The 22,498-nt window shown below is 71.1% G+C and carries 21 protein-coding genes, 1 tRNA gene and 1 pseudogene; 11 read left to right on the top strand and 12 right to left on the bottom strand.

Translation table 11 applies throughout. The annotated features are described in order from the left end of the window. Window positions 1-15 precede the first annotated feature (15 nt). On the top strand, window positions 16-555 hold the full coding sequence (locus tag G7072_RS02110; RefSeq protein WP_166084004.1) for an ASCH domain-containing protein: 540 nt from the start codon (window positions 16-18) through the stop codon (window positions 553-555). A gap of 425 nt (window positions 556-980) precedes the next feature. On the opposite strand, the gene G7072_RS02105 is transcribed toward G7072_RS02110, so the two are convergent. Next, the gene (locus G7072_RS02105) at window positions 981-2,435 is read right to left on the bottom strand and encodes a Dyp-type peroxidase (RefSeq protein WP_166084003.1); all 1,455 of its coding nucleotides are present in this window, start codon (window positions 2,433-2,435) and stop codon (window positions 981-983) included. Between the two features lie 831 nt (window positions 2,436-3,266). Here G7072_RS02105 and G7072_RS02095 point away from each other — a divergent pair. From G7072_RS02095 to G7072_RS02060, 8 genes are all read left to right on the top strand, one after another. Continuing rightward, window positions 3,267-4,322 carry an ArdC-like ssDNA-binding domain-containing protein gene (locus G7072_RS02095; protein WP_166084001.1) on the top strand — a complete coding sequence of 352 codons (1,056 nt, stop codon included), beginning with the start codon at window positions 3,267-3,269 and terminating at the stop codon, window positions 4,320-4,322. Between the two features lie 2 nt (window positions 4,323-4,324). Further along, window positions 4,325-4,837, top strand: coding sequence for a hypothetical protein (locus tag G7072_RS02090; protein WP_166084000.1), 513 nt, complete (start codon window positions 4,325-4,327; stop codon window positions 4,835-4,837). Then, window positions 4,834-6,597 (top strand): TraM recognition domain-containing protein, encoded by a 1,764-nt coding sequence (locus G7072_RS02085; protein ID WP_166083999.1) that lies wholly within the window; start codon window positions 4,834-4,836, stop codon window positions 6,595-6,597. Before G7072_RS02090 ends, G7072_RS02085 begins: the two co-directional genes overlap by 4 nt. Window positions 6,598-6,636: 39 nt before the next feature. Beyond that, entirely contained in the window at window positions 6,637-7,038 is a 402-nt protein-coding gene (locus tag G7072_RS02080) for a hypothetical protein (RefSeq protein ID WP_166083998.1), read from the top strand. A gap of 85 nt (window positions 7,039-7,123) precedes the next feature. Then, window positions 7,124-7,537, top strand: a complete 414-nt coding sequence (locus G7072_RS02075) for a single-stranded DNA-binding protein (RefSeq protein ID WP_240917099.1) — start codon at window positions 7,124-7,126, stop codon at window positions 7,535-7,537. A gap of 12 nt (window positions 7,538-7,549) precedes the next feature. Next, window positions 7,550-8,125, top strand: coding sequence for a hypothetical protein (locus G7072_RS02070; protein WP_166083996.1), 576 nt, complete (start codon window positions 7,550-7,552; stop codon window positions 8,123-8,125). Window positions 8,126-8,242: 117 nt separating this feature from the next. After that, window positions 8,243-8,542 (top strand): hypothetical protein, encoded by a 300-nt coding sequence (locus G7072_RS02065; RefSeq protein WP_166083994.1) that lies wholly within the window; start codon window positions 8,243-8,245, stop codon window positions 8,540-8,542. Beyond that, on the top strand, window positions 8,542-9,885 hold the full coding sequence (locus tag G7072_RS02060; protein WP_166083993.1) for a hypothetical protein: 1,344 nt from the start codon (window positions 8,542-8,544) through the stop codon (window positions 9,883-9,885). The genes G7072_RS02065 and G7072_RS02060 overlap by 1 nt, the downstream gene beginning before the upstream one ends. A 189-nt stretch (window positions 9,886-10,074) precedes the next feature. On the opposite strand, the gene G7072_RS02055 is transcribed toward G7072_RS02060, so the two are convergent. From G7072_RS02055 to G7072_RS02015, 9 genes are all read right to left on the bottom strand, one after another. After that, window positions 10,075-11,352 (bottom strand): tyrosine-type recombinase/integrase, encoded by a 1,278-nt coding sequence (locus G7072_RS02055; RefSeq protein WP_166083992.1) that lies wholly within the window; start codon window positions 11,350-11,352, stop codon window positions 10,075-10,077. Then, window positions 11,352-11,585 carry a helix-turn-helix domain-containing protein gene (locus tag G7072_RS02050; protein ID WP_166083991.1) on the bottom strand — a complete coding sequence of 78 codons (234 nt, stop codon included), beginning with the start codon at window positions 11,583-11,585 and terminating at the stop codon, window positions 11,352-11,354. Before G7072_RS02050 ends, G7072_RS02055 begins: the two co-directional genes overlap by 1 nt. A gap of 156 nt (window positions 11,586-11,741) precedes the next feature. Then, window positions 11,742-11,817, bottom strand: a tRNA-Ala gene (locus G7072_RS02045). A 167-nt stretch (window positions 11,818-11,984) separates the two neighbouring features. After that, a complete protein-coding gene (locus G7072_RS02040) occupies window positions 11,985-13,001 on the bottom strand; it encodes a hypothetical protein (protein ID WP_166083990.1) in 1,017 nt (338 codons plus the stop codon). A gap of 134 nt (window positions 13,002-13,135) precedes the next feature. Next, complete coding sequence (locus tag G7072_RS02035) at window positions 13,136-13,750, bottom strand: GNAT family protein (RefSeq protein ID WP_166083989.1); 615 nt, start codon at window positions 13,748-13,750, stop codon at window positions 13,136-13,138. Then, a complete protein-coding gene (locus G7072_RS02030; protein WP_166083988.1) occupies window positions 13,750-14,253 on the bottom strand; it encodes a MogA/MoaB family molybdenum cofactor biosynthesis protein in 504 nt (167 codons plus the stop codon). Before G7072_RS02030 ends, G7072_RS02035 begins: the two co-directional genes overlap by 1 nt. Further along, window positions 14,250-14,738 (bottom strand): cyclic pyranopterin monophosphate synthase MoaC, encoded by a 489-nt coding sequence (gene moaC, locus G7072_RS02025; RefSeq protein ID WP_166083987.1) that lies wholly within the window; start codon window positions 14,736-14,738, stop codon window positions 14,250-14,252. Before moaC ends, G7072_RS02030 begins: the two co-directional genes overlap by 4 nt. A gap of 17 nt (window positions 14,739-14,755) precedes the next feature. Further along, a complete protein-coding gene (gene glp / locus G7072_RS02020; protein WP_166083986.1) occupies window positions 14,756-16,006 on the bottom strand; it encodes a gephyrin-like molybdotransferase Glp in 1,251 nt (416 codons plus the stop codon). Between the two features lie 35 nt (window positions 16,007-16,041). Continuing rightward, entirely contained in the window at window positions 16,042-17,415 is a 1,374-nt protein-coding gene (locus G7072_RS02015) for a UTP--glucose-1-phosphate uridylyltransferase (RefSeq protein WP_166083985.1), read from the bottom strand. 41 nt (window positions 17,416-17,456) lie between these two features. Between G7072_RS02015 and G7072_RS02010 the strand changes: the two genes are divergently transcribed. Further along, window positions 17,457-18,107: a 5-formyltetrahydrofolate cyclo-ligase gene (locus G7072_RS02010; RefSeq protein ID WP_240917098.1), complete on the top strand. Its 651-nt coding sequence runs from the start codon at window positions 17,457-17,459 to the stop codon at window positions 18,105-18,107. A 214-nt stretch (window positions 18,108-18,321) separates the two neighbouring features. Here the strand turns inward: G7072_RS02010 and G7072_RS02005 are convergent, their stop codons facing one another. Next, window positions 18,322-20,946 carry a penicillin acylase family protein gene (locus tag G7072_RS02005; protein ID WP_240917097.1) on the bottom strand — a complete coding sequence of 875 codons (2,625 nt, stop codon included), beginning with the start codon at window positions 20,944-20,946 and terminating at the stop codon, window positions 18,322-18,324. A 295-nt stretch (window positions 20,947-21,241) separates the two neighbouring features. Next, window positions 21,242-21,433: pseudogene (locus G7072_RS19925) on the bottom strand (FmdB family zinc ribbon protein); the annotation flags it as partial. Window positions 21,434-21,804: 371 nt separating this feature from the next. Between G7072_RS19925 and G7072_RS01995 the strand changes: the two are divergent. Next, complete coding sequence (locus tag G7072_RS01995; protein WP_166083981.1) at window positions 21,805-22,470, top strand: SAF domain-containing protein; 666 nt, start codon at window positions 21,805-21,807, stop codon at window positions 22,468-22,470. The last annotated feature ends 28 nt before the right edge of the window (window positions 22,471-22,498 follow it).

Below are 22,498 nucleotides of genomic sequence, written 5' to 3'. Positions count from 1 at the left end.
CTGGCCCAAGGAGCGGTGAAGGCACTCGAGGCCAGTCTTCGAGCAGCGACCGCCTCTACCGTGCGCGGACGCCGCACGCAGAGCGCGGCAGACGCCGTGCCGGTGGCGACCGACGACGCACTCGACGAAGAACCCGAAGAGCGAGCGCTCTTCATCTCGGTGAAGCCGCGGTACGCGAACGCGATCCTCGAGGGCTCCAAAACCGTCGAACTACGCCGCACCCGGCCCCATCTCCCCGATGGATCCCTCGTCATTCTGTACTCCTCCACACCCACCCGCGCCGTCGTCGGCTGGGCCCACCTCGCCGGCATACGGGTAGGCACCCCCATCGAAATCTGGGACAAGTACGGCACTGCAGCAGCAATCGACGAAACCGACTACGACGCCTACTTCGACGGTACCGACCAGGCCTTCGCCCTCGAGCTGAACTGCGTCGTCGCCGTCCAACCCATCCCCCTCGACGTCATCCGGTCCATCGGCATCCAGCCCCCACAGAGCTGGCGATACGTCCCCGCCGACATCACCACGCAGATCCAGGCATCAGCACTCGCCTGAGCCCGCAGGTGCGCACCACGGTCATTTGTGGTTGCCGGTTCCCAAGACTATGGACTGACTCAACTGTCGGAGGTCCTCCGCAATGTCGAGTCATCACGACTGGTAGGCGGATCTCGATCGCGGTACTTGGCCTGCGACATCAGGATGGGCCATTCCGCCGCCTACCGGACATCCCAAGCGGCCGAGCCGAGGGTCGCTGCTCAACTCGGCCCGCTCAGACGCGTCCAGGCCATCAACCCTTACCCAGCGTGCTGCCCGCCTTGGACTTGGCGCCCTTCGACGAACCACCGGATGCCAGGGTCTTTCCCGCCTTGGACAGTGCTGCTTTAGTCGGCTTGCTCTTCGCCATGCCGTCTACCTCCTCTCGACATTGAGCATGTTGTCCTGAGTCACGCGAAGCGCTCACTTGCGATTCGCGGTCGCTTCTAGATTCCGCCGTAGGCGCCCGGAGGTGGAGGCGCTTGGAAGACGTTCTCCACGCGCAGCAAGAGGTTCGGTTTCTCCAACGTGAACTGCTGCTGCACGAGAGAGACGTTTGCCTGAGGTGACGATGTTTCAACGAGCGTGTAGGTGTGCCCCACCGGCAATTCAGCTGGGCAGACCCCACGTCCGTTGGACCCGGTGGCGAACTGCGATCCTTCGATCACCTCCCCCGACACGTCGCGGACCTCGAACGTGAAGCCAGCGCGCTCGAAGCGGCGGCTCGGATCGTTCGGGTCGCGGACCACCTTGTTGATGGCCAGCCGGCCCGTCTTGGGCTTGTGCGGCTTGGTCGGTGTCAGCGTGGCCGCGATGCCCTCTGGGTTATGGGGCGGCACGAAGAAGATCCCGCCGTGCTTCGCCTCGACCAGGGGCCCGAGGGGCGACTGGCCGCTCATCAGAGCGTCCGGTCCGGCGACGCTCCCGTCGCTGCGCGCGGGGAACTGCTGGTTGAGCATCCAGTCGTTGAAGACGGCATCGAACTGGTTCGGCGTCGACTGGAAGGAGCAGAAGTGCAGGCCCACCTGCACCATCCCGTTAACGAACTCGACGTATGGCATGCCGCGTCGAAAGATCTCGTTGTCGTCGTGGTGCCCGCGCGGGCCGGCCTTTCGAACGTGGGAACCAGGCGGAAGGGACTCAGGGACGTCGCCGGACTCCTGGTGGGGGTCGGATCCGGACGGCAGGTCCAGCCGCGTCCCGTCCTTCGTGCGTCCGATCACTGCGTCGCGGGCCGCGTCGTCGACCAGGCTCGCAAATGCTGCCGTCTTCTGTTGGATCTTCATTGTCACCATGTACGTACCACCGTCGGCCCACGTCGGCTCGTCAGGCTGTTCGCCGTCGCGGTGCACGTAAACCACCCCGGTGCGCTTCGAGGACTTCACGTTGCGCACCCCGTCGCGATAGCCGAAGGGCTCGGACTCATCTACACGCTGGTACCCGCGCTCCAGCCCCAGGACTTCGATGACTGGTGAGGACATCAGGTACCGGAGGAACTGCTCGACGCGGAACTCCATCACGGACGCAACGTAGAAGAGCATGTCCGCTGGCAGCTCGGCGGCCGGGCCGAACCTGGGGGAAGGCGGGGCCGCCTCGGGCGTGAAGCCCGCGGGGCGTTCAAGTGGAATGCCAACGCTTGCGAGTCGATCGAAGAAGGTAGGTGCGAGACCCACCGCAACGGACGCGAGCTTCTCGCCCTTCTCCTCCCCACCGGTCGGCTCGGCGCGGGCCACTAGTGCGTCTACCGCCTGGTCCAGAGACGACAACCAAGTCTGGAGCTGCTCCAAGGTGACGTCTGGCCGCATTCGAATCGGGATGAAATAGCCGCAGGTTCGAGGGTTCTTGTACAAGACCTCCCGGTCATCTTCCTTACTAGGGAGGACCCCCTTCGCCTGTGCCATGACGCCTCGTTCCTGTCGGATTCGTATCTGCTCAGCGCCGCGGTTAGCCGCGCGGCTGTTCCAGAGTCGCATCGGCCAGGGCGGTGCGCGGCTAACCGCGTCCCCTCGGCGTGTCGCGGCTACCCGCGCGAGCAGCTGACGACATGCTCTCGGCATGGCTGAGTCGAGCAACAAGCGAAGCCGCCGAGGCACTGACGTTCGGCGGCGCCAACACCAAGTCGGTGTTCGGTTGCTTCCCGAGGAACTGGAGAAGCTGCAGGGCCTCGCGGAGCGCTACGGCGTCTCCCCTGCCGAGGTGCTGCGACGAGCCCTGCTCAGTGAGTCTCTCCAATCGGCACCAACCGTCGGCCCAGCCTCCATCTGAGACCTCGCGCGGGCGGGTCCGGGACGAGTCGGACTCCAGGGAGAGGTTCGCTTCCCGGTCGTGCGAAACAGTCGCCGGGATGTCTCGCAGCCACACGGTTGTTGTGCTCTCGCCAGGCTGCCTGCTGCGTGGCTGGATTGTGGGAACTCGAGCGAGGCGCGAACTCTGCCTGAATCGGCGTTGCCAACCGTTCGACGTCTTTCCGCCGCGTATGACTGTCAAGCGCGGTCCCGTCCTGCGCTCGACGCTCTGTTCCATTCCGTCCCCAAGGGGGATCCCTCAGCTGAGTTGGCCTGATGTCCGGGCAGTGGGTTCTCGGCGGCAGGCTGGGAGCCTGCGCGAGAACGAATCGTCACGGCCGCGACCCACGACCCAGAGACGTCGACTGGCGCATCGACCGCCCCAGACAGTAGCGGTTGTTCTTGCACACCTGCCGTCTGAGACCCGGCATCAGGAGGCGGTCCCCGATGAGACTTCAGACGCGCGACCTCGCGGCGCGTGAAGCGAAGCTCGATGCGCTCCAGCAGCAGCTCACCGCATCGGTCGAGGCGCTGGTTACTGGTGAGGACTGGAAGCGCGCGTTGGAGTTCGCGGCCAGGTTCCGCTCGCGCTCGTTCAACAACACGATGCTGATCTACGTCCAGCATTACGCAGCCTTTCAGCAGGGCCGGGTGCCGGAGCCGATGCCGACCTACGTCGCAGGCTTCAAGCAGTGGCTCAGCTTGAACCGGCATGTCATGAAGGGCCAGGCCGGGTACGCGATCCTCGCCCCCGTCACCGCACGGTTCGCGTCCTCGAACCCGGCCGACCCCGACTCGTGGCGCCGCCTCGGTCGCGGCGAGAAGCCCGGCCTCGGCGAGGCCGTCCGGTCCAGATTGATCGGCCTCAAGCCGGCACACGTGTGGGACATCTCCCAGACCGACGGCGAACCGATCCCCGAGACACCCCGCCCCACCCTGCTGCGAGGACAGGCGCCCGAGTGGCTGTGGGACGGGCTGGCCGACCAGATCACTGCCCATGGTTTCCAGCTGCGGCTGGTCTCCGACGCGAAGTTGATCGGTGGCGCGAACGGTCTGACCGACTACCTGACCCGCGAGGTGTCGGTGCGGATGGACATGGACGAGGCCGCCCAGGTCAAGACCCTCGCGCACGAACTGGGCCATGTCATGCTCCACGGCCCCGACAACGCCGACGCCGCCCTGCACCGCGGCATCGCCGAGGTCGAGGCCGAATCGGTGGCTCTCATGCTCGGCGCAGCGCACGGGCTGGCCACCGGTGACTACACGATCCCCTACGTCGCCTCGTGGGCTTCCAGCGTGCCGGGCAAGTCACCCGTCGAGGTGGTGCAGTCGACCGCAGAGCGCGTACGTGGTGCCGCGGTGACGATCCTCGACCTGCTCGACACCCCGCAGGTCGGTGACGGCAACCCGCCGGGCCTGGACCGTGAGGCACTCGCAGCCCGGCAGGGCGTCAAGCCCGTGCAGCAGGTAGCGCAGCGGCAAGTGGGGGTGCTGGGGCTATGAGCATGACCAGCGCAGCAGGCTCCTACCGACGCGACGACCACGCCGCGATGCGGGTGCCCGTGGTGATGCCGCTAGTCGAGGTCACCGTCGACAAGACGGGCCACCTGACCGTGTCGCTCGACCGCGAGCCCTACTCCGCAGACGGCGCCCTGCAGCGCGAGGACCTCCGACGGGTGCTCGACGACATCGCCGCCGACTTGGGCACACCCGTGCGGGTCGAAGTGCACGAGGCAGACGACTCGACGTTCACCGACATCGTGACCCCTGGCCGCCCCCGACTGCACGTCGTTGAGCCCGTTAAGCAGCCGCGTGTCACGGTCGGGGAGTTATCCGGGGAGGGGTTCCTCCCGAACGAGGACGTGGCCGTCGCGGTGGTGGTCGCGCACCAAACCGCGAGCACTGAGGGCACCACTCGACTCCGGTTGCCACCGGCCTTGCTCGAAGCCCACCCGGGACTCCTGGTGCTCATGGGCAGGGAGTCCGGGACCGTCATGGTCATTGGCGGTGCCGCGTGAACCCTCGTGGCCAGGGCGTCGACGACGAGCTGGTCAACCTCGGCCTCGGACTGATCGCAGCCGTCGGCGTCATCGCCGCGATCCTGCGACTGGCGGGAACCGTCGCAGCCTGGCTCTCAGGCACCGGGCAGCCGACCGAAGGATGGGAGGCAGGGTTCCGTCTACTCAGCCGACCAGGCGACCCGGGCGCCGCGCTCGGCTCCGACGGAATGGCCGCGTGGGTCTACTGGCTCGTCCTGGCCCTCATGATGGGCGGAGTCATCGCGGCCGCGCTCGTGCTGTGGCGACGCATCGGCACGATCAGACACAGGACAACCCACGACCCGCGCCGGCTCGCTGGAGTCGCTACCGGCCGCGACGTACGAACTGTGGCCTCGCAGAAGGCGCTGCTCGCACGCGGGCGCACCCTGAGGCCATCCCTCGACCAGCCCGAACCCTCGGATGTCGGCTATCTGCTCGGCCGCTCCCGGAGCCAGAGCGTGTGGGCGTCGGTCGAGGACTCGGTCCTGCTGCTCGGCCCACCGCGATCCGGCAAGGGCCTCCACATCGTCATCAACGCGATCCTGGACGCACCCGGCGCCGTGATCACCACCGCCACCCGACCCGACAACATCGCCGCCACCCTCACCTCACGGCAACGCCGAGGACCCGTCGCGGTCTTCGACCCCCAACGCCTCGCCGAAGGACTGCCCGCCGGGCTGCGCTGGTCCCCCGTACGCGGTTGCGAGGACCCGCTCACCGCGATGATCCGAGCCACCGGCCTCGCCTCGGCCACCGGCCTCTCCACCGGCGGGGTCGAGTCCGGAGGGTTCTGGGAGGGCAAGACACGCACCGCTCTCCAAGCCCTCCTCCATGCCGCCGCGCTCGACAACAGGACCCCGCGCGAGCTGTTCAACTGGACGCTCTCACCCTCCGCCGCCGCTGACGCCGTGGCGGTCTTGGCCAGCAACTCGAACGCGGCCCCCGGCTGGGCAGACTCGCTGGAGTCGATGATCCACGCCGACCCCCGCACCCGCGACTCCATCTGGATGGGCGTCTCCCTCGCCCTTTCGTGCCTGGCCGACCCCCGTGTCCTCGACGCCGTCTCGCCACCCCCCGGCGAGCACTTCGACCCCGTCGAGTTCCTCACCGGCAATGGCACCCTCTACCTGCTCGCCACCGGAGCCGGAGCCGGCGCCTCCTGGTCACTCGTCGCGGCGTTCATCGAGGACCTCGTGGAGACCGCCCGCCACCTCGCCGCCGCTTCACCGGGCGCCCGACTCGACCCACCACTGCTCCTGGCGCTCGACGAGATCGGGAACCTCTCCCCCTTGCCGTCCCTGCCGGTGCTTATGGCCGAAGGGGGCGGCACCGGTATCACCACCATGCCGGTGCTCCAGTCGCTCTCCCAGGCACGCGACAAGTGGGGAGACCACGCCGCCGGCGCGATCTGGGACGCGAGCATCGTCAAGGTCATCCTCGGCGGCGCCTCGTCGGCCCGGGACCTGCAAGACCTCTCAGCGCTGATCGGCGAACGCGACGAACGCACCGACACCATCTCCATCGGCGACTACGGCTCCCGATCCCTCCAACGCTCCACCCGCCGCGTCCCGGTCATGCCACCCGAGACGATCCGCACCCTCCCGTTCGGCCTCGCCCTGGTCCTGCTCCGCAGCTCCCCACCCCTGGTCACCGACCTGCGCCCCTGGACGGCCCGCAAGGAGGTCGAGCAACTCCGCACTGAGCGCACTGCCATCGAGAAAGCCCTGCAACGACGCTGAAGAAGCGCTTCTGTCGGACGCGACCCGTAGACAGGTTCTGTGAGCAAGTACTGGGTTGAGCATGCGAAGTACGGATGCCCGATTGGCGGCCCGTTCGATCTCTGGCGTCAGAACTACTTCATGGCCAACGGTGAGCCGCCCGAGGACACGGCCAAGCTCTACCCCGACCTCAGCTCGGAGACGGTGACCGCCGTTGCCGTCGCGACCATCAACGACGGTGCCACGCTCGACCATCTGCTCATCACCTTCGGTGACCGGGGCCCGAGTTACCAGTTGACGATGGCGCACACGTACTTCAGCGAGTGGCGCAAGAGCGCTCCCTTCATGCCGGACTCAATGCAGGACATCCCGCGCCGGTGGGAGGGCACTGCCCCCGAACCGTTGGAGGACTTCCACGACGACTGGCGTCGCGTCATCGACGCGGACAAGCCGACGGAGTAGCCAGCACACACCTGACTCCTGAGAGCGGTCGCCAGTCGAGGCGCCGCGCGAGTCCAGGAGTCAGCCAATGTCGATTCCCACCCAAATGAGCCTCCAGGGGTTCATCGCTACCGCGCCCGAACTCACCTTCACCGGCAAGGGCCACCCGCGGTTCTACAGCCGGGTCGGCATCGAGCAGCACCGCAAGGAGGTCGACGGGTCCTTCACCAAACTCGACCCGGTCTACTGCGACCTGGTGATGTTCGACCGGTCGGCCGAGCGCGCCTACCCAAGGTTCAAGCCCGGCGACCAGATCGTCGCCTCGGGCTACATCCACGAGTACGAACAGGACCGCCCCGGCGGCCGCAGCGAGATCCGTGAGCAGTTCGTCGCCCGCCGCATCGGGCACGACTGCGCCCGGACCCGCTACGTCGTCGACCGCACCCCGGCCCAGCAGCCCGACCCGCCGACCAACGAGCTCACGGTGGTCAACGAGCCCGCACGAGCTGCCAGCATCTGAGCAAGGCCAGTGATGACGACTCACGTCGACCCCGGGCAGCAGCCGCTCCTCGACCCGGACGACGACGGCAGGTCAAAGTACGGCGATCCCGAGCAGTTCGGGACCGCCGACTTGGACGACGACCGGCCGCTGCGGCCGATCAACTGGAACCTGCTGAGCGCCGACGAGGCCCTGGTCGAGTGGCTGGACCTCAACGGCTGGGTCACCTGGCTACGGCTGTCCTACGGGCTCCCGCCGACCGTGGTCCCGCCGTACTGGCATCGCCACGACGAACTGGTGTGGGAACTCTCCGCGCTCCACACCCACTGGCTCAACGCCTACGACACCGAGGGCACACCATCCGGGCCGATCGGGTGGCACCGCGACTTCGCCGAGGCCCGCAACCGGCTCCGGGAATGGGTCTCGACCGCCGGCTGCCGCCTCGACCGGGACCGGCCGACCAGGCAGACCACCTGGCCGGGGGAAACGCCGATCGAGACCGGTCCGGAAGTCCCGATCGCGGACCGGAACGCCGACTTCCACCAGTTCGTGGCCGACGACGTCGCCGCCCGCCGACGGATCGAGGACCAGGTCCGCAGCGCCTCGTAGCGCTGCACAACAGCCTGATTCTCAAGGGGTCTCCACAGCCAGAGCAACCCAGCCGGCGCTTCCCGGACCCCGGGATGACGGTGAACGGGATGCCACCCCCGAACGGAAGGACTCATCATGTTGCTCGCCCATGCGGCCACCCTCGCCGAGGCCCGCTCCTACCTCGCCGCTTTAGCCGATCACGCCCGGAGCGTCGAGGCGTCCTCGGCCTACGAACGGGCCCTCATTGAGCTGGACTGGGTCCACGGCGACGACACGCCCGCCCTGGACACCGCCGGCATCACCCGCGACTGCGACATCGTGATGGGTCTCGCCGTGTGCGCAGTGCAGCAGCTCGCCGACTACGGCGTCGATGCCCTCCACATCGAGTTGGTCCTCGCCTCCCTCGCCGACGCCCACGCGCTGGATGAGCCCTGATGTACGGCGAGAACGGCGCCCTCCTACGAGCAGAGCTGGCCTCGCTGCTCACCCAGCACCGCGTCCAACTCCGCATCGGAGGCGACGGCACCCACAGCGTCCCGATCACGTCCACCGACGCCGAACGCCGCCAGATCGGGGACCAGATCGGCAGCTACCGGCACGCCGCACTGCTGTGGTGCCGACAGGCGACCCGAGCCGTCGCCCCACACACGGCCAGCAACCTGAACCCCAGGCAGCCCAACCCGTTCCGGCTGCCCAGCCTCCACCACGGCGCCCTGGGCGCGTTGGCCTTGGCACTCGACCAGGCCATCGACGCAGCCAGCGCCCGGCTCCCCACCCTGGAGGAGCTGACCACCCCCCAGGACCTGCCGATGGTCGAGCACTGGCGCCAAGTCGCCCGCGCCGCCGCCCTCGGTGAGCACGACTTCGACGCCGGACTCCGCCGAGACAGCCTGGACGCCCGGCAGACCCACACCCTGATCGGCGACATCGCGGCCGCCGTCCGCGCTCTGGTGGTGCTCGACCAGCGCTACTCCAACATCCCCGGCTGGGAGAAGCTCCACCGCGGTGAACGGCTCGGCTGGGCAGCGCTGGCCTGCGCCCTGGACGCCAGCCTCGAACCACCCGACTATGCCCTCGACGCCCACGGCTGGCGCCCCAAGGCCAAGGTCATCACCGGACCCGCCAAACCCGGACTGCTCGGGGTGCTCCAAGCCGAGCACAACCTCGTCATCCGGATGAAGTCCTTCCCCAGCGCGATGAACCTGCGGCTCGTGGTCGACTCCCAACGGCTCCTCTCCGCAGGGCTCGCGCCGCTGGCCGCCAAGACCGACGGGGACCTAGAACAGGCCTGGCTCGCCCGCGCGCAGACCTACCTCGACCTCCAACACCAGTTGCGCAACATCGGCGGCCGCGTCGGAACCGGCGGACTCGCGATCACCGAAGCCGCCAACGCCATCGGCCGACTCAAGACCATCCGCCCCGACGCCGACCTCGACCCCCGCGCCCTGCACGCCTTCACCGCCCTCTTCGCCAGGCTCGATGCCCGGATCGCCGACGTCATCGAGGCCGGCGTCAAACGCAACGGCTACTTCACCCGCGTCACCATGCCGCGCATCGTGGAGAACAGCGGCCAGCTGGTCGCCCCGCCCCGGCACCGCTACCTCCCCCTGACCGAAGGTGACCACACCGCCATCATCGGGCTCGTACGCGACCGACTCCGCCCACAGTCAGAGCCGCCGACTGCGTCGCCGGGCGCGGCCCGGAGCCGAGCCGAACTGCACTCCGCGATCGTGCACCAACCCGGCAGCGGAACGACCGGTCCCTCGCGCTCGATGTGAGCCGATGCTGCCCACGGCGGGGTGTGGTCCTCTCCCACGCGCGGAGCCAGCGCTTCGAGGATCTCGGGCGTCACGCCGGCGCCCGTATCGGTGAGGCCGGGCTCGATCACATGACCCCCAACATGTTCCGGAGAACACTTCTCGCCGGGCAACCACGACGCCATCCGACGTTCGTGAGCCGCGACCTGCCTACGCCACGGCGTCATCCCCGCCCTCGCGGTCAACCGCGTCGAGCAACTCCGCTTCGCGGTCGGCCGGACGGATTGCCAGCAGCGAACCGTCTGGCTTGTCCGGTCGCAATGCACGTTCCAGGTGCGCGGCAGGAGTCGGATCCACGGCACGATCCGGCTCGATGTAGTGGCCCTCGGTGATCACGGTGGAGGTGTGTCCGAGGTAGACGGCGGCAGCGTCGGTCCCGATGCCGCGTGCGATCACGGTTGCCCCGGTCCGCCGATACCAGCGAAGACTGATTCCGCTGCCGCCCAGGTCAGCGAGCTGGAGGAAGTCGCGAAAGGTGCGGCGGACGTTGTACGGGCTGAGAGGACCCCCGTTGCGGCTGGCGAAGATGGTCCGAGACGATGCAATGAGAGGCATGCCGGTGATCCGGCGCCGCAGCACGTCGGCCGCGAACTCGGGCACGGGAATGCGCCTGATGGACGCGTCGGTCTTGGGCCGAGGCTGGCGCTCAGCTCCGCTCCCCTTGCGCTGCACAACGGTGCCGTTGACGCTGGCGACCATCCCGGTCGGCAGGTCCTCGATGTCGCAGGGACGGAGCGCGAGCACCTCCCCGGGACGCATCGCTGTCCCGAGCAGGACCTCGATGATGTCGCGGACCTGGCCGTCGGGTTTGGGGCCGGGGAGACCGGGTTCACTTCGCCACTGGGCAGCCGCCTTCCTGATCGCGGCGATCTGGTCGAGCGTGAGCGCCTGAGGTGTCGTCTTGACCCGTCGCAGTTGCGACGTACCCTCGACCGGGTTGCGAGCGATCGCGTCATGACGCAACGCGTAGGCGAAGAGCATGTTGAGCATCGTGCGGGTCTGCTTGGCCTGCGACGGCGACACTTTCGCCTGCCTCGCCAGGAACCACTCGACCCGGCCGGTGGTCACCTCGGTCAGGGTGTAGTGCTCGAACGCCGGTCGGACGTGGAGCCGCAGGCAGGTGCGGTAGTTCTCCTTGGTGTTGCCGGCCAGGTCGCGCAGCTCGAGGTCAGCCAGCCAAAGGTCCGCGAGGTCGGCGAACGAGCTCGTGGGCCGCAACACTCCGGAGCTCGGGAGAGACGGTCGCTCCCGGATGCTTTCCATCAGCCGGCTGCGCGCGGCGGCCGCGGTCGGCCCCGAGGCTCTGACCTGGCGGAGCCGACCATCCAGGTCCCGGACGCGGGTCTCCGCCACCACGCTGCCGCCTTCCCGGCGGGTGTTGATCGCCCCGTGGGTGCCGATCGGCGTACGGGGTCGTCCGGTGCGCATCAGCCGGCCTGGCGGGGGTGCCGCTTGGCGTCGTCGGCCTCCAGCTTGGCGAGCCAGGCGTCGACCTCGCTGACCCGGAACCGGAGCTCACGGCCGACGCGGAACCCGCGCGGCCCGCGCCCCTGACTTCGGAGGTCGTAGAGGGTCTGGACGGTGACGCCGAGCTGGGCGGCCAGCTGGGACAGGGTGAGGACGGGGCCCAGCGCCGTCTCGGAGGATGTTGTGGTCGTCATGCAGACCAGGTGTTCGAGCCGTGCCGCGGCCGGCCGAGACCGGCCCAGACGGACCGAGGGTCCCTGCGATCTGATCGACTTTGTGCTGAGTTTCTGCTGACTTGCCACTGCCTGCTCCTGATTTCAGGATCCGTGCAGGCCTCTGACCAGCGGGTTTGGTGGAGCTGAGGGGATTCGAACCCCTGACCTTCTCATTGCGAACGAGACGCGCTACCAACTGCGCCACAGCCCCGTGGTCCGGAGACCAGGGCGCCCGGAGGACCGGGCGCGGGTCGAAGATACCAGTCGGATCGGGGGCTCTCCGAATCGGGGACCGGGTCTCGACGGGCTCGACCACCGTGCGGAGGTCTCGACGAGCCCGACCGACGAGCGGGCCTCGACCGGCTCGACCGCGGGACGTCAGCTGCCGACGGCGCGGTCGCGGTGCTGCTCGGCCTGCGCCGGCCGCGCGGTGGCGGCCTCGGCGACCAGGGCGCTGTCGGCGGCGTTGCGTCCCGAGCTCACGACGCCCGGCTCCAGCAGGTCGATGGTGCGCACCGAGCGGTGGGCGCGCGGCTTGGTGACGTACGTCGGCAGCGTGACGGGGAGCGGGTCCCACAGGCCCTCGACCGGCGTGCTGGGAGCGGCCGCGGCGAGACCGACGGGGACGCCGGCGGTGTCGTCGAGCCCGCTGACCACCGAGACCGGCGGCACGACCGGGACCGTGATGGCGGGAGAGAAGCGGGGCAGGTCGGCCACGACCAGCGGGGCGGCAGGGGCCTGGGGGGCCGCAGTCTCCTCCTCGGCACCGACGACGGCCTGCCACGCCCGCAGCTCGCGCCGGGCCAGCACGCGGGCCAGCGCCAGGAAGCCGACGACGACCGCGGCCGGGACGGCCGGGGCCCACGGCAGGAGCACACCGGTGAGCGAGCCGACGGAGACCCCCAGGGTCACGAGCAGCAGCAGCCCGAGCACGACGCGCCGGCGCTTGGCCGCGGCCCGCGCCGCGGCGCGGTGGGCGCGGCGGGCGGAGGCGCGTCTCTGGGCCGGGATGGCGCGGACGGGGACGGCCGGACGGCCGTCGCGCGGGCCGGTGCGGCGCGGGGCCGGGACGCTGGGCTGGCCGGCGACCGGACGGTCCGTGGTCGCGCCGGTGGCGCCGGCGGCGCCGGCGGCGGAGGGTGACGGCGCGGCGTCGGTTGCCGTCGTGGTCGCGGACGCCTCGGTCGACGGCGTACGTCGCAGCCGGGACGGCACGACGAGGCGCGACTCACGGGTGTTGACGGCCTCGCGGCGGGCGACCACGCGGAGGTCGTCGGAGAAATTGTCGACGGCACGTGTTCTCGCCGCCTCGTCGTGGTGACGCAGGGCCATCGGGATGAGAACGACCGCCCAGACGGCGGCCAGGGCGACGAAGATCAGGCCAGACATGTCCACGGGACAACGGTAAGAGGACTGACCTCTCCCGGGGCGGATGAGGTGCGGTGTGTCGGGAGACAACTCCTGTGACTCGTGTGAATCGCGTGCTTCAGCGGCCCTCCGGACGTCACGTCGACGGCCCGAGCCGGACCCTAGACGCGTCCCCGGACGACCCGACGGACCAGCCCGCCCGGCACGTCCTCGACCGTCAGGGCGAAGATCCGGTGGTCGCGCCAGGCGCCGTTGATGTGCAGGTAGCGAGGGGCGTAGCCGACCTCGGTGAAGCCGAGCTTCTCCACCACCCGCAACGACGCGGCGTTCTCCGGGCGGATGGCGACCTCGATGCGGTGGAGGCCGAGCTCGAACCAGCAGTAGTCGCTGGCCATCGCCACGGCCAACGGCATGTACCCGCGCCCCGCGTGCGCCCGGTCGATCCAGTAGCCCACGTTGGCGAACTGCGCCGAGCCCCCCACGATGTTGCTGACCGTCAGCTGTCCGGCGAAGGCGCCGTCGACGAGCACGGCGAAGGGCAGGCAGCGCCCCTCCCGCGCCTGGCGGCGGAGGTCGCGGACCATGGTGCGGAACGTCACCGGCCGACCGGCGTCCTCCGGGGGGCGGGTGGCGTCCCACTGCCGCAGCCAGTCGGCGTTGCGCGAGCGCACCCGCGTCCACTCCCGGCCGTCGGAGCCCCGGATCGCCCGGAGCGTGACCGGTCCGTGCGTGAGCTCGACCGCGTGCCAGGGCACGCTCGGAGACCGCAGCGCCATCAGTGGTCGCTCCCCACGATCTGCTCCACCGCGTGCCGCAGCAGCGGCACGACGACCTCCAGCCCGTCCTTCACCCCGCCGCGCGAGCCGGGCAGGTTCACCACGAAGGCCGACCCGACGACGCCGGCCACGCCGCGCGACAGCGCCGCGGTCGCGACGCCCTTGGCCACGCCGTGGGCGCGCACCGCCTCGGCGACGCCGGGCACCTCGTAGTCGAGCAGCGAGCGGGTGACCTCCGGGGTGCGGTCGGTGGGGGTGACCCCGGTGCCGCCGGTGGTGAGCACGGCGCGGGCCCCGGCGGCGACCGCCTCACGGATCGCCTCGGCGACCGGCTCGCCGTCGGGTCGCACCACCGGCCCGGTGACCTCGAAGCCGGCCTCGGTCAGCGCGGCCACGATGAGCGGCCCGGTGGTGTCCTCGTAGACCCCGGCCGCGGCCCGGTTCGAGGCCACCACGACGGTGGCCGGGTAGCGGGCGGGCCCGGGGCCCGTCTTGTCGGTCACGACCGGCTCCAGTCGCCGCTCTTCCCGCCGGTCTTCGACAGCACCCGGACGTCGGTGATGACCGCGCCCTTGTCGACGGCCTTGACCATGTCGACCACCGTCAGCGCCGCCACCGACACCGCGGTGAGCGCCTCCATCTCCACGCCGGTGCGGTCGGTGGTGCGCACCGTCGCGGTGATCGCGACCGCGTCGTCGTGGACGTCGAGGTCGACGGTGACCCCGCTGATGGCCAGCGGGTGGCACAGCGGCACCAGGTCGGGCGTGCGCTTGGCCGCCATGATCCCGGCGACCCGGGCCACACCGAGCGCGTCACCCTTGGGCACGCCCTCGCCGCGCAGCAGGGCGACGACGTCGGCGCTCACGAGCACCCGCCCGGACGCGGACGCCGTACGCGTGGTGACGTCCTTGCCGGAGACGTCGACCATGCGGGCGGCGCCCGTCTCGTCGACGTGGGTCAGCCGGTTGGTGCCGGTGGGCTCGCTCATCTCGCTCCGCGCTCTCCTCAGTAGTCCCGGTCGAGCAGCAGCACGTCGACCTGCGAGCCCTGCTCGGCGTGCTCGACGTCCTCGGGCAGGACCACGAGCGCGTTGGCGGTCGCCAGGTCGCCGAGCAGGTGCGAGCCGTGGCCGCCGACCGGCGTGACGTGCGCACCGTGGTCGTCGAAGGCGTGCACCGCTCGCGCGAGCTGCGTCTTGCCGGGCGCCGAGCGCATCGGCGTCGTGAGGCGGGCGCGGGTCGGCAGCCGCGTGTACGGCGTGCGCCCCATCAGCTTGCGCAGGGCCGGCAGCACGAACATCTGGTAGGAGACGTAGGAGGAGACCGGGTTGCCCGGCAGCGCGAAGATCGGGGTGCCGTCCTCCCCCACCCGGCCGAAGCCCTGCGGCTTGCCCGGCTGCATGCGCACCTCGCCGAACCACACCGTGCCGTGCGTCGAGAGCACCTCCTTGACCACGTCGTACTCGCCCTTGCTGACGCCGCCGCTGGTGACGACGAGGTCGGCGCGCACGAGCTGGTCCGACAGCGCGTCGGCGAAGTCGGCGGGGTCGTCGGAGGTGATGCCGACGCGGTAGGCGATGGCGCCGGCCTGGCGGACGGCGGCGGCGAGCATGAAGGAGTTGGCGTCGTAGATCGCGTCGTGCGAGAGCCGGGCGCCGGGCTCGCGGAGCTCCGCGCCGGTCGACATCACCACGACCCGCGGTCGCGGCCGGGCGCTGACCTGGGCCAGACCCACGCCGGCCAGCAGACCGACCTGGCGCGGACCGAGCAGCGTGCCGGCCTCCAGCAGCAGGTCGCCGGTGGCGACGTCCTCGCCCTGCGGCCGCACGTGCTGGCCGGGCTGCGGTGCCCGGGTGATGCGGACGGTGGCTGCGCCGGCGTCGGTCCACTCCACCGGGACGATGGCGGTGGCACCGTGCGGGACGGGCGCCCCGGTCATGATCTTCACCGCCGTGCCGGGCGACATCGCCACCAGCGTGGCACGTCCGGCCGCCGACTCCCCCACCACCGGCAGCGTCACCGGCGACTCCTCGGAGGCGCCGTCGAGGTCGGTGTGCACCACGGCGTAGCCGTCCATGCCGCTGTTGTCGAAGGCGGGGAGGTCCATCGGCGACGTGACCGCCTCGGTCAGCGGCAGGCCCAGCGAGTCCAGCAGGCTCTGCTCCGAGGTGGGCAGCGGCTCGAGCGCGGACAGGACCCGCTCGAGGTGCTCCTCCACGCTGACCGACGGCTGGTCGGAGCTGGGGACGAAGGCCATGGGGAGGACCCTAACCGGCGCTCCCCACTCCCGTGTCAGTCGAGCCGTGTGCCGTCGGCGATCTCGCCGGAGGAGTCCTCGTCGCCGACGACGACCTCGCCGGTCGCGGTCACGTCGGCACCGAAGGTCCAGTCGCCGGGGACCTCGAAGCGGGTGGCTCCCCGCAGGCTCGGGACGCCGCGGGAGAAGCGCTCCTCGAAGCCGCCGACCAGCTTGTAGGCCGGGCCGAGGGCCACGAACGGGATCTCCTCGACCACCTGCTCCAGCACCGCGTCGTCGTCGAGGCGGTAGCAGTCGCTGCGCAGCACCAGCAGGTCGTCGGTGGTCTTCACCGGCACGAAGCGGTCGCGTCCGACCTCGATGGTGGTGGCGCCCTCGAAGACCTCGATGGCGGCCCCCATCGCGGTCTCGATCTGGATGACCTCCGGGGTGCTGGAGTCGGAGGGGTCGACCGTCTTGGTGTTGCGGATCATCGCCAGGCCGAGGATGCCGTCGCGCTCGTCGAGCGCCTGCTTCATCGCGGCGAGGTCGAACCACAGGTTGTTGGTGGAGGTGAAGCGGTGGCGGTCCAGGTCGGCCAGCGCCTCCTTGTCCTCCTCGGCCGTCTGGGCGGTCTCGCGCAGCACGATGCGGTCGTCGCTCGTGCGTCGGGCGAAGTGCCCGCCCTTGCGGTCGCTGGGCGTGCGGCGTACGGCCTCGATGGCGAAGGGCGCACCGCTGGCGGCGAACCAGCCCGCGACCCGGGGGTCCGGCACCGCGCCGAGGTTGTCGGAGTTGGACACGAAGACCTGGGTGAAGCCGGCGTCGATCATGGCGTCGAGCAGCCCGGTGCCGCGCAGCGCGGTGTAGAGGTCGCCGTGGCCGGGCGGGCACCACTCCAGGCTCGGGTCGTCGGGCCAGCTGACGGGGGTGAGGTCCTCGGCCAGCAGCTTGGGCTCCTTGTTCTGCAGGAAGTCCAGCGGCAGGTCGGCGTCGGGCAGGTCGGCGTAGCCCGCCAGCGCCTCGAGGGTGTCGTCGCGGGTGCGGAAGCTGTTCATGAACAGCAGCGGCAGGCGTACGTCGTGCCGCTCACGCAGCGCGAGCACCTGCCGGGCGATGACGTCGAGGAAGGTCAGCCCGTCGCGGACCTCGAGCAGGGTCTTGGCCGCGGCCAGCCCCATGGAGGTGCCGAGCCCGCCGTTGAGCTTGACCACGACGGTGCCGCCCAGCGCGGCGACCGCGTCGTCGTCGGGGACGTCGACGTCGGCGAGGGCGTCCATGTCGAGGGGCTCGATGTCGGACTCGCGGATCATGCCGCTCTCGCCGCTCTCCACCAGGCGGTAGTAGTGCGAGAACACCTCGATCGCCGTGGCGTCGACCCCGGCGTCGGCCATCTTGTCGCGTGCCTGCTGCAGGCCCTCGTCGCTCATGGGTCCGATCGTAGGGGCCCGGGCGGGGCTAGGTTGGCCCGGTGGACGACACCGACGGCGACCCGGGGCGCGGCGACATCGGCGGTGCCGGGAGCAGCGGCCCGCCCGGAGGCCGCTCGGACGGCTCCGCGGCCAAGGTGGCGGTGCGCGACCGGCTCCTCACGACCCGCCGGCGACGGAGCCTGCTGGAGCTCCAGGCCGACGCCCGCGCGCTGACCGAGCACCTGCTGGCGTGGGAGCCGCTGCGCCGGGCCGCCACCGTGGCGGCGTACGTCTCGATCCCCGGCGAGCCGGGCACCGGGCCGCTGCTGGAGGCGCTGGCGACGCGCGGGCGCCACGTGCTGCTGCCGGTGCTGCTGCCCGACGGCGACCTCGACTGGGCCCGCTACGACGGCACGCTGGTGTCGGCCGGCCGCGGGCTCCTCGAGCCGACCGGCCCCCGGCTCGGGCCCGACGCGGTCGCGACGGCCGACGTCGTGCTGGTGCCGGCGCTGGCCGTCGATCGGCGCGGGCTGCGCCTCGGTCGCGGCGGCGGCTCCTACGACCGGGCGCTCGGGCGGGTCCCCGTCGGCACCCCGGTCTGCGCGCTCCTGCACGAGGGCGAGCTGCTCGAGGAGGTGCCGACCGAGCCGCACGACCGGCCGGTCACCGCGGTCGCGCTCCCCTCCGGGCTGCGGGTGCTCCGCTCCTGAGCAGCCCTGAGGTCGGGAGGCCCCGGGGGCGCCTGGCGTCGGAAACGACCTGCGGCGGTCGGCCTGACGTCGGTAACGACGTGAGGCCTGCCGGAACGGCTCGAGAAGGGGCCACCCGTCGGTAACGACGTGGGACGACCGGCCTGACGTCGGTAACGACGTGAGGCCCGGGGCCCGAGCCGGCCTGACGTCGGTAACGACGTGAGGCCGGCTGTCAGCGACCGGGCGCGTCGGCCCCGACCGGCTCCAGCACCAGGACGTCCTTGCCCTGCTCCTCGACCGCCTCGGGACTGAACTCCCAGCGCCGGGTCTCGCCGTCGGCCCACAGGTCGGTCTGGTCGGTGTAGTGCTCGTGGAAGGCGTGCCCGCTCGCGCCGGTGAGGTTCACCCAGGTCGAGTCGTCGAAGTCGCCCACCGACACCACCATCCGCATCGACGGCACCCAGGTCACCTCGAAGCCCTCGTCGGCCAGCCAGCCGGTCGCGTTGACCACCGCGGACGAGCCGGAGACCTCCCAGGGGCCGCGGTTGAACAGCGCCTCGACCACCCGCACGTCGCTCTGGCCCAGCGTCTGGTTCTCGAGGTCCAGCGTGTGCTGGTGGCCCCAGTTCCACCCGTCGGTGCGCCGCGACTGCAGCCGGACCAGGTCGTCGCGGGCCTGCCGGACCGCCTGCCGCACGATGTCGTCACGCGCCTCGCGCACCTCGGTGTCGACGTCGTCCCACCACTCGTCGGTGGGGTCGTCGAGGATCGTGCGAACGACCTCGAACCACCGGTTGCCGCCCTCCACCCGCACCGAGGGCGGCAGCTGGTCGGCGAAGGTGTACTCCAGCAGCCGCGCCCAGACCGCGTTGTAGTACGACGCCGCCGCCGAGTCGGCGTCGTGGGTGAAGTCCCACTCCTTGAGCAGCTCCTGGCCACCGGCGTAGTAGCGGGAGCCGGCGTCGACGTCGAGCAGGTACGGCACGAGCTCGGCCGCGAACGGGTCGGCGGTGTCGAGCTGCAGCGCGCTCATGTCCTCGACCGACAGCACGCCGCGCTGCTCGAGCTCGTCGCGGATCCGTTGCGCCCGCTGGCCGTAGTCGATGTCGCCGTTCAGGTCGTAGCGGTAGCTCGCCTCGGTCACCGCCTGGTTGGCGCTGACGATGAAGCCCTCCGGCGGGTCGAGCACCGTGGGCAGCGCGCGGAACGGGACGGTCTCCCCGGTCCAGTCGTAGCGACGGTCCCAGCCGGGGACGGGCTCGTCACCGGAGTGCTCGGGCGCGCGGACGGGGATCTCGCCGGCCGCTTGGTAGCCGATGTGGCCGTCGACGTCGGCGTACACGAGGTTCTGGCCGGGGACGGCGAAGTCGCGGGCGGCGGCGCGGAACTCCTCCCAGCTCTGCGCGCGGTTGAAGCCGAACACGGCCTGCGCGGTCCGCGAAGGCTCGAGCGCCGTCCACGCCAGCGCGACGGCGTACCCGCTGCCCCGCTCGGGACTGCCGACGCCCGGAGGGAGCGGCGCGTTCGCGCCCACCGAGGACGTGACCGCGTCGACGTCGGAGATCAGCGGGCCGTGGACCGTGCTGCGGACGGTGAAGGTGAACGGCTCCTCGCCGGCGATCTGGATCGTCTCGGTGCGGCGGTCGAACGGCTTCCAGCGCTTGCCGCGCAGGTAGCGCTCGTCCTCGACGGCCTCGAGGTAGAGGTCGCTGACGTCGGGGCCGAGGTTCGTCATGCCCCACGACACCTGCTGGTTGTGACCGATGATCACGCCCGGGAAGCCCGCGAAGGTGAACCCCGAGACGTCGAAGGGGCACTCGGCGGTGACCTCGGTGCAGTGCAGGCCCATCTGGTACCAGACGCCCGGCAGCGTCGGGGCCAGGTGCGGGTCGTTGGCCAGGATCGGCATCCCGGTCTTCGAGTGCTCGCCGTCGACCACCCACGCGTTGCTGCCCACGCCGTCGCCGGTCCCGACCGTGGTCGGCACCGCGTCGATCGCCTCGGAGACCCCGGTCAGCAGCTGCTCCAGGTCCGGGCCGGGCGGCACCCGACGGACCGGGCGCACCGCCGGCTCCTCGCCGGAGCCGCTGTCGAAGTCGCCGCGCACGACGGTGCCGCCGCCCACGACGGGCGCGTTGCGCGTGAAGGGGTACGGCGGGTAGAGCTCGGCGATCTGCTCGGCGCTGAGACGCGTCGAGGCCATCGCCCGGTCGATCTCGTCCTGCATGTTGCCGCGCAGGTCCCACGCCATCGCCTTGAGCCAGGCCACCGAGTCCACCGGGGTCCAGTCCTCGACCTGGTAGTCGAGCCCGTCCAGCCCGAGCACGGCGTACTCCAGGGAGAGGTCGTCCGGCGAGGTGTCGGCCAGGTAGGCATTGACGCCGGCGCTGAAGGACTCCAGGTAGGTGATCGCCTCGGGGTCCAGCTCGGCGACCTCCTGCTCGGCCACCCGCCGCCAGCCCAGCGTCCGCACGACCTTGTCGGTCTCGAGCGCGTCCGGGCCGAACAGCTCGGCCAGCCGGCCGGCGGTGATGTGGCGGCGGACGTCCATCTCGAAGAACCGGTCCTGGGCCTGGACGAACCCCTGGGCGAAGAAGAGGTCACGCGCGTTGTCGGCGTAGACCTGCGGGACGCCGAGCTCGTCACGCACCACGCGGACCTCGGCGCGCAGGCCCGGGACCGTGAGCTCGCCGTCGGTCTGCGGGAACGGCGCGCGCACCGCGCTCACGCCGGCCACCACCAGCCCGACCAGGATCAGCGTCAGCGCGAGCCCGGAGTAGGCGAACGTCCGACCCACACGGGATCGGGGGAACCACCGTCGGGGGGCGCGCGCGTCGGCGGCGGTCGTGTCGGGCACGACGGTCATTGTGCCAACCGCCGAGGCCTCAGGCGGCGCTCCCACTCGTCGAGGAGCCGCCGGAGCTTCCCGACGAGGAGCTCGTGGCGCTCTTGCTGCCACCGGCCGCGCTGCCGGAGCCGCCCGATCCCGTGCTGGAGCCGTTGCCCTTGCCCGAGGAGCCGTCCTTCGACGTGCCGGCGCCGGAGGACTCCGTGCTGCCCGTGCTGCCCGTGCCGTGCTTGCCGCCCTGGCCGCCCTTGCTGTCCGTGCCGTCCTTGCCCGAGCTGCCCTTGCCGTCGGAGGAGCCCGAGCCGCGCGAGCCGTTCTCGCTGCGGCTGTCGGTCCGGTAGAAGCCGGAGCCCTTGAAGACCACGCCCACGGCGTTGAAGACCTTGCGGAGACGTCCCTCGCAGGCCGGGCACTCGGTCAGCGACGCGTCGCTGAAGGTCTGGACCTGCTCGAAGAAGTGACCGCACTCGGTGCAGGAGTACTGATAGGTCGGCACGCGCTCTCCTTGGTACGACGTCGGGGCTGGCACTCGCGCCCCTCGACTGCCAATCATTCCAAACTCCGGCGGAATCCGTTAACTTCCCGGTTCTCCACAGATCCCGGTGTCCCGCGTCCGGCCCCTCGCGGGGCGGTCGTCGAGGTGCCTAGCGTCGCGGTATGCGCCCGCCCTCACCGCTCGCCGTCCGCCCCGACGCCGGGGCCTCCTCCCGCGCCCCGGGCCCCGGCCGACTCCGCGGTCCGGGTCGCGCACCGGGGCGGGACCACACCGTCGGGAGGGGGCCGGCGTCAGGTCGTGACCAGGCGGCCGGGAGGGGTCGGGCGACGGGTCGTGCTCAGGCGTCCGGGCGGGGTCGAGCTGACGGGCGGGTGCGCGGGCAGGTGCGCGGGCGCTCGGGTCCCGGCGGGCTGGGACGCACGCTGCGCGGCGTACGGCGGGCGGTGCTGCTGCGCCGTCGCCCCCTCGCCGTGGTGCTCGTGGTGGTGGCCGTGCTGGCGGGCATCCGGGCGGCGAGCGCCCCACCGCTGCCGACGACCTCGGTGCTGGTGGCCTCGCGCGACCTGCCCGGAGGGACCGCGCTGACCGACAGCGACCTCGTCGCCCGTGCGCTGCCGCCCGAGAGCGTGCCCGACGGCTCGACCACGGAGGCCGCGGACCTCGTCGGTCGCACGCTGGCCGCACCGCTGCGGCAGGGCGAGCCGGTCACCGACGTCAGGGTGGTGGCCGAGGGACTGCTCGCCGGCTACCCCGCGCGGGTCGCGGTGCCGCTGCGGATCACCGACCCGGGCTCGGTGCGGCTCCTGCGCGTCGGCGACCGGGTGGACGTGGTCGCCACCGACCCCGCGAACGGGCGGGCCGAGGTGGCCGCGGTCGACGTACCCGTGGTGGCCCTGCCGCGCGGCACCCGCTCCGACCCGGACACCGCCGGACTCAGCGGCGGCGCGCTGGTCGTGCTCGCCGTGCCGCGGAGCACCGCCGTGACCCTGGCGGGTCGGGCGGCCACGGACCTCCTCAGCCTGCTCATCGGCGTGTAACGTGCGGACCGGAATCTTCTGGACGAAC

Source organism: Nocardioides sp. HDW12B (genome assembly GCF_011299595.1).
Taxonomy (GTDB): Bacteria; Actinomycetota; Actinomycetes; order Propionibacteriales; family Nocardioidaceae; genus Marmoricola_A.
This window is presented reverse-complemented; position numbering and strand designations above follow the sequence as displayed.